General features: G+C 72.8%; 6 protein-coding genes. 2 read left to right on the top strand and 4 right to left on the bottom strand.

All coding sequences use genetic code 11. From position 1 onward, the window contains the following. Window positions 1-92: 92 nt before the first annotated feature. Entirely contained in the window at window positions 93-806 is a 714-nt protein-coding gene (locus QH283_RS15800; RefSeq protein ID WP_280503750.1) for an XdhC family protein, read from the top strand. 100 nt (window positions 807-906) lie between these two features. Next, the gene (locus QH283_RS15795; RefSeq protein ID WP_280503749.1) at window positions 907-1,839 is read left to right on the top strand and encodes a hexose kinase; all 933 of its coding nucleotides are present in this window, start codon (window positions 907-909) and stop codon (window positions 1,837-1,839) included. A 6-nt stretch (window positions 1,840-1,845) separates the two neighbouring features. Here the strand turns inward: QH283_RS15795 and QH283_RS15790 are convergent, their stop codons facing one another. The 4 genes from QH283_RS15790 to QH283_RS15775 form a co-directional block, all read right to left on the bottom strand. After that, window positions 1,846-2,265 carry a DUF3349 domain-containing protein gene (locus tag QH283_RS15790; protein WP_280503748.1) on the bottom strand — a complete coding sequence of 140 codons (420 nt, stop codon included), beginning with the start codon at window positions 2,263-2,265 and terminating at the stop codon, window positions 1,846-1,848. A 13-nt stretch (window positions 2,266-2,278) separates the two neighbouring features. Then, complete coding sequence (locus QH283_RS15785) at window positions 2,279-2,560, bottom strand: hypothetical protein (RefSeq protein ID WP_280503747.1); 282 nt, start codon at window positions 2,558-2,560, stop codon at window positions 2,279-2,281. 14 nt (window positions 2,561-2,574) lie between these two features. Beyond that, the gene (locus QH283_RS15780; RefSeq protein ID WP_280503746.1) at window positions 2,575-3,942 is read right to left on the bottom strand and encodes an inorganic phosphate transporter; all 1,368 of its coding nucleotides are present in this window, start codon (window positions 3,940-3,942) and stop codon (window positions 2,575-2,577) included. 226 nt (window positions 3,943-4,168) lie between these two features. Further along, window positions 4,169-5,467: hypothetical protein (locus QH283_RS15775; protein WP_432420738.1), on the bottom strand; the 1,299-nt coding region annotated here is incomplete at its 5' end.

The following is a 5,467-nucleotide window of genomic DNA, read 5'->3' as shown; positions in this document are numbered from 1 at the left end:
CCCCGGCTGCCCCCGGGGGCCGCCCGGGGGCCGCCACCATCTATGTCTTCGCCTAACCGTTCTCCCAACACGACTTCACCTAGTTCCCCACCGTGGCGGCCGATATCGCCGCCAACCGCCGGGTCACCGTCTTCACCGTGGTCTGGAATCCCGACACCGATCTCATCGGCCAGCACCTCATCACCGACAAGCGGCACAACACCGAACTGGTCGCGCTGCCCGAATCCGACATCTTCGTCGCCTCCTTCGCTCCGGCCCCGCGCATGATCGTCTTCGGCGCGAACGCCTACGCCGCCGCGCTGACCGTGCAGGCGAAACTGCTGGGCTACCGGGTCACCGTCTGCGATTCCCGCGAGGAGTTCGCCGTCCCCGAGGCTTTCCCCGACGCGGAGGTGGTGGTCGACTGGCCACACCGCTACCTCAACACCCTGGCCGGCGCGGGCGAGATCGACGCAGGCACCGCCATCGTCACCTTCGTGCACGACCCGAAGTTCGAGATCCCGCTGCTCACCGTCGCGCTGCGCCTGCCCGAACTGGGTTTTCTCGGCGCGGCCGGCTCCTATGCCGCGCACCTGCGGCGCATGGAGGACCTGCGCGCCGGCGGCTTCGACGAGGCCGCGCTCTCGCGCCTGCACTCGCCCGCCGGTCTGGACGTGGGCGCGCACGGTCCCGCCGAGACCGCGGTCGCCATCGCCGCCGAACTGCTCGCGGTGCGCGCGGGCCGCGACGGCGGCTCGCTGTCCCAGCACGGCGCGGCACTGCCCGCGACCGGGGTGTTCGACGGGCGCGCGACGGTGGGCCTGTGAGGCGGGACCTGTAATTCCCCCGGCGGGGGAGCCGATTCGCACCGGCGGTGAGGGATGAACCACAGTTGCGCCCGGTGCCCGATGGGGGACAGTGGTTGTCGTGATCCTCACTGTGACAATGAATCCCGCCTACGACATGACCTACCGGGTCGAGCGATTCGAGCGCGGCAGGCCGCACCGGGTCCGCTCGGTCGAGCAGCGCATCGGCGGCGAGGGCATCAATGTGACACGGGTGCTCAACCAGCTCGGCCGCTACGCGCGCGCCACCGGCTTCTCCGACCACGCCTTCGCCGCGGCCGCCGAACTGGAACTGCCGGTGGATTTCGTGCACGCGCTGCCGTGGGTGCGGCGCACCGTGGTGATCAGCGAATCCGACGACGGCACCGCCACCGCGCTGGCCGAACCGGGCGCGCGGGTGACCAACCCGCACGCCGGCGATCAGCTCGCGGTCCGGGTGACCGGCCTGCTGCCCGACATCGGCGGCCTGGTGATCTCTGGGTCGCTGCCGGGAGGAATCGACGCGAGTCTCCCGGCAGCGATCGCCGACACCGCCATCGCGGCCGGGGTGCCCACCATCTGCGATGTCGAGGACGAGCCGCTGCGGCTGGCCGCCAAGGTGCCCGGCGTGGTGCTCATGCCCAACCGCGCCGAACTGCGCACCCTGACCGGGCAGGAGCCGCGGACGCCGAGGGAGGTGGCGCTGTGCGCGCGGCCGATCGTGGAGTCCGGGGCGAAGGCCGTGCTGGTGACCAGGGGCGCGCTCGGCATGGTCGCGGTCACCGCCGAGGGGGCGTGGACGGCGAGCCTGCCCCGGCCGCTGGCGGGCAATCCCACCGGGGCGGGCGACTCGGCGGCGGCCGCGGTGATCTCCGCGCTCGCCGAGCCCGGCGCGCCGGACTGGCCCGCCGTCCTGACCGACGCGGTCGCCACCGCCGCGGCCGCGGTCGTCATCCCGGTGGCGGGCGAGATCGACCGGAGCCTGCGCACCCGGCTCGCCCCGACCGTGCGGGTCGAAGAGCTCTCCCTGTCCTGACCGGGCTCAGCCCTGCCGCTGCTCGGCCGCCTCCGCCGCCGCCTGCTCGGCGAGTTCCTCCTCCAGCCGCCAGCCCCCGGCCGCCAGGTGTTCGGCGACCCTGGCCACGTCGCCCGGGTCGGGCTGTTCCATCGCGAAGCGGGCGATGGCCTCCACGATGGCCTCGCGCGTGATCTCGGTCTCCGGGTTGCGGCGCACCAGCTCCTCGGCGACCATCACCACCTCGTAGTCGGTCAGGTGCCGGTGCAGCACCGCGAACAGCGCCACGTAGTCGGACTTGGGCACGCCCTGCGGGTAGCCGGCGCGCAGCCAGTCCAGGATGCGCGCGAGCATGCCGGGCCGGTCGGCCGCCGCGCGATCGACAGTCTCCACCGGGTCCGCCGTGCTCGGGCCGGACGCCGTCGTATTCGCCTCGGGTTCGGTCACTGGACGACGCCTCCTACTCTCCGAAAAGGTGTATCCCCAGCCGGGCGGCCAGGAATGCCTTGGCGGTGTAGAGGATGCCCGTGAGCACCGCCGCGACGATGAGGCCGAAACAGGCGTAGGCCCCCGCCATCACGACATGGTTGCGCCGGGCGACACCGCCTTCGTCGTCGACCGTATCGGCCGAGGAGAGCAAGCGCACGCCGAGCGCGAAAACGGCGGGCAGGCCCGCGCCCAGGATCAGCGCGGCCACCAGAACGTGCCAGAGCGAACTCAGAGCGTCGATCAGGGTCTGCACGGGTTCGGCTCCTTCTACGGACGCGCGCGGCGGGTGGGCAGGGAGGGGGCGGAGTCGGCTTCCGGGGGCTCCGGCCTGCTCGCCGCGCCCGCCTGGGCGGTGACCGACTCGAAGGCCGTCGCGGCCGACACCGCGGGCCGAGCCTGCGCCGCTGTCGCGTCCGCCTCGGCGGCACCGGCGGGCGCGCTCGCGATCGTGACCTCGCCGTTGGGGGACGTGCCCGCCGGGGAGGTGCCTGCGGGGGCCGCGTCGCCGGGCCAGACGTTGACATTGGTGGTGTCGACCCGGTCGCGGCGCGAGCGCAGCCACATGAACCCGCACAGGCCGACCAGCAGCGTGAACACCACCAGGACGCCGGGCAGCCCGCCGATGCCGTGCGCCAGCGCCCAGCAGGTCGCGCCGACCAGACCCGCCATCGGCAACGTCAGCAACCAGGCCACCGCCATCCGGCCCATCACCGACCAGCGCACCTCGGCGCCCTTGCCGATGCCGGAGCCGAGGATCGAGCCGGTGGCGGTCTGGGTGGTCGACAGCGGCAGGCCGAAATGGGCCGAGCTGAGGATGATCGCCGCCGAGGAGGTCTCCGCCGCCAGGCCCTGCGGTGAATCGATGTCGACCAGGCCCTTGCCCAGGGTGCGGATGATCCGCCAGCCGCCCAGGTAGGTGCCGAGCGCGATGGCCACCGCGCAGGAGGCCATCACCCACAGCGGCAGCTCGTCGTCCTTGGTGACGGTGCCGTGCGCGACCAGAGCCAGGAAGATCACGCCCATCGTCTTCTGCGCGTCGTTGGTGCCGTGCGCGAGCGAGACCAGCGAGGCCGAGCCGATCTGGCCGATTCGGAAGCCCTTGCGCCGGATCCCCGGATCGGCGGCCGCGGTGATGCGGTAGACGGCCCAGGTGCCGATCGAGGCGACCAGCGCCGCCACCACCGGCGCGAGCAGGGCGGGCAGCACGATCTTGCCCAGCACGCCCGAGGAGCCGTCCGACCAGATGACCCCGTTCCAGCCGAGCGCGGCGATGGTGGTGCCGATCAGGCCACCGAAGAGCGCGTGCGAGGAGCTCGAGGGCAGGCCGAACAGCCAGGTCGCGACATTCCACAGGATGCCGCCGACCAGTCCGGCGAAGACGATGAGCAACAGATCCTGGCCGCTGACGGCGTCGAGCTGGACGATTCCCTTGGCCACCGTCGCCGCCACCTCGACCGAGAGGAAGGCGCCGATGAGGTTGAGCACCGCGGACAGGCCGACCGCGACGCGCGGCTTGAGCGCGCCGGTGGCGATGGAGGTCGCCATGGCGTTGGCGGTGTCGTGGAAGCCGTTGGTGAAGTCGAACGCGAGTGCGGTCGCGATGACGATCAGCAGCACCAGTAATTCGGCGGTCACCCGTCCAGTGTGCGGTAACCGAAACTTCGATTGCCATGCAGTTGCCATCCGAAAGCGCCCCGGATCGGTCCCCCTATAATGTCGATCCCATACCGTCACCGCGGGTGGTTTCCCGCAGGTAGACGGACGATCGACCGCACCTACGGACAAATCGGACACCCCGCGCCGCGGCCGGGCGCCGCGCCACAGTCGCGGTGGACGCGGGGAACAGCGCTTGGGGAACAGCTCAGGGCAGCAGGCCGCGCACGGTGTCGATGGTGTCGGCCTGATCGGCGCTCTTGTCCGGCCGGTAGCGCACCACCCGCGCGAACCGCAGCGCCACCCCGCCGGGATAGCGCGGGCTCACCTGCACCCCGTCCAGCGCCACCTCCACCACCAGCTCCGGCCACAGGTAGACGGTGTGCTCGTCGCGGGCCCGCTCGTGGCGCGGGAACTCCGCGGTCTGCCAGGCCAGCAGCGCGTCGGTCAGGCCCTTGAAGGTCTTGCCCACCATCACCGGCTCGCCGGTGCGCGGCTCACGCGCGCCCAGGTGCAGATTGGACAGGTATCCGGTGCGCCTGCCGTAGCCCCATTCCGCGCCGAGCACGATCAGGTCGAGCGAGTGCACCGGCTTGATCTTCAACCACGACCGCCCGCGCCTGCCCGCCGCGTACGGCGCGTCGAGGGCCTTGACCATCAGGCCCTCGTGCCCGGCGGCCAGCGCGCCGTCCAGGTACTCCGCCGCGGTCTCGCGGTCGGGCCGGATCAGAGCCGGGATGGTGTGCCGTCCCGCCACCGACAGCAACGCCTCCCGCCTGCGCGCGAGCGGCTCGTCGAGCAGATCCTCGCCGTCCAGGTGCAGGCAGTCGAAGAAGTACGGGTGCAGCAGTAGCTCGCGGGTGGAGTTCACCGGCGGCAGCAGCGGCGCCCCCGGCGGCAGGTGCCTGGCCGTGGCGGCGTCGAACTCCGGCGGCACGGCGTAACCGGGAACGGCAGCGAACCCGTCGGTGACCGTGCCGGCGCGCACGGCACCACCGGGGGCCGAGCCCGCGGGCACGGAACCGTCGCTGGGGGCGGCCGGGACAGCGCCCTCGGGGTCGGCGGGCGCGAGCATGGTGGCGAAGCGGCTCATCGTCTCCTGGAACGGCCGCGGCCGACCGTCGTCGGTGAGCGCGAGGGTCTCCCCGTCGAGTACCACGCTGCGGCAGTCCAGCCCGCGGACCAGGGCGACCAGCTCGGGCACGCTGTCGGTGATCTCGCGCAGGGTGCGGGTGAACACCCGGACCGTCTCGCCCGCGCGGTGCACCTGGATGCGTGCTCCGTCCAGCTTGTGCTCGACGCTGACCTGCCCGTCGAACTCGGCGGTGGCCTCCTCCAGCGAGGCGCCGGGCGAGGCCAGCATGGGCTGGATCGGCCTGCCGATCTCGAGCCGGAAGGCCAACAGCTCCTCGGCGCCGCCGCGGCGGGGCGCGGGGGCGGGGACCCGCCCGCCCCCGGGCCGCCAGTGGGGGCGGGGGCCCCCCGCCCCCCGGCCCCCCGGCGCCGC

Origin of the sequence: Nocardia farcinica, from assembly GCF_029867845.1 — a bacterium.
Lineage (GTDB): Bacteria > Actinomycetota > Actinomycetes > Mycobacteriales > Mycobacteriaceae > Nocardia > Nocardia farcinica_A.
The sequence above is the reverse complement of the archived record's forward strand: the minus strand, read 5'-3'. Positions and strand labels throughout refer to the sequence as shown.